Source organism: Devosia sp. (assembly GCF_017307565.1).
Lineage (GTDB): Bacteria > Pseudomonadota > Alphaproteobacteria > Rhizobiales > Devosiaceae > Devosia.
In genome coordinates this window covers 1-1363 of record NZ_JAFKHD010000375.1, presented here as the reverse complement: position 1 = coordinate 1363, position 1363 = coordinate 1, and the positions used below count along the sequence as shown (strand labels likewise).

General features: G+C 64.3%; 2 protein-coding genes. One reads left to right on the top strand and one right to left on the bottom strand.

What is annotated here, in order from left to right:
* Positions 1 to 365 (bottom strand): putative sulfate exporter family transporter (locus tag J0I64_RS15435; RefSeq protein ID WP_291409825.1); only part of this gene is annotated, 365 nt, incomplete at its 3' end.
* A gap of 185 nt (positions 366 to 550) precedes the next feature.
* On the opposite strand from J0I64_RS15435, the gene J0I64_RS15430 reads away from it, so the two are divergent.
* The coding region (locus tag J0I64_RS15430) for a LysR family transcriptional regulator (RefSeq protein ID WP_291409823.1) at positions 551 to 1363 on the top strand (813 nt) is incomplete at its 3' end.

Below are 1363 nucleotides of genomic sequence, written 5' to 3'. Positions count from 1 at the left end.
GCCTTGATCACCGGCGCCGTCGCCATGATCGCCGAATTCCCGCAGATGGAATTGCCACAGGCGACCAGCGTCGCCAGCCGCGCATCAAGCCCCAGACAACGCCCGATGCCATAGCTTGCCACCAGAGCCAGCACCACGACGAGCACCACCACTGCCAGCACCGCCGGCCCCACCTGCAACACCGCACCGGCGCTGATGGTCCCGCCCAGCAGCACCACCGCGACTTCCAGCACCGTCTTGGCGGCAAACTGCACGCCGGGCCGATACTGCGCCCGCAGTCCAAGCCCGGTATGCACCAGCGTACCCGCAAGGATCGCCAGCACCAGCCCATCGAGCGCCACCCACCCGAAAAGCAGCCGCTGCAAGGGCTCGGCGGCCAGCGCCAGCCCACTGATACCTATCGCGAGCGCAAGCCCAGGAAATATTTGCTTGAAAGGAAACATCGGAAGCAAGACATGCTTTAAAGATCACGCTTGCCAGCATGAAACTTGCTTTCATTCGTTTCCATCGCATAATTGTGCACGTTTCATGCAATCAGATTGCACGATCAGTGACCCTCGAACAGCTCGCCATCTTCATCGCCGTCGCCGAACGCCAGCACCTGACCCGGGGCGCGGCCGCCATTGGCCTGACGCCATCAGCCGCCAGCGCCGCCATCAAGACCCTTGAAGCCTTCCACAATGTGCGGCTGTTTGATCGCGTCGGCCGGCGCATCGAACTGACGCGTGATGGCGAAGTGTTTCTCGAGGAAGCCCGCCAAACCCTCGCCCGGGTCCGCCAGGCCGAACGCACCCTCAGCGATCTCGGCGGCCTCAAGCGCGGCGATCTCGACATCATGGCCAGCCAGACCGTCGCCAATTACTGGCTGCCGCCGCGTATCCTGCAATTCGCCCTCAAATATCCCGGCATCGCCGTTCACTTCTCGGCCGGCAATACCAATGAAGTCGCCGCTGCCGTGCTTGATGGCGCAGCGGAGTTGGGCATCGTCGAAGGCGTCATCGACATGCCCGCCCTCGCCGTCCGGCCCATCGGGCATGACCGGCTCGTCGCCGTCTCCGCCCCCTCGACCATCGCCCGGCCGCGTCTGTCTGATTTCCGCTGGATCATGCGCGAGCCCGGCTCAGGCACCCGCACCGAATTCGAAGCCGGCATTTCCCGCCTGGGCTTTGATCCCAAAGCGCTCGATATCGCTCTGACCCTCACCACCAACGAGGCCATTCTCGGCGCCGTGCGCGACAGCGATTGCGCCGCCGCCCTCTCCGAAATGGTCGTTGCGCCCTTCGTCGCCGCAGGCAGCCTGCAGATTCTCCCCTTCGATCTGCCGCGCCGCAATTTCAGCCTGCTCAGCCACCGCGAACGCACC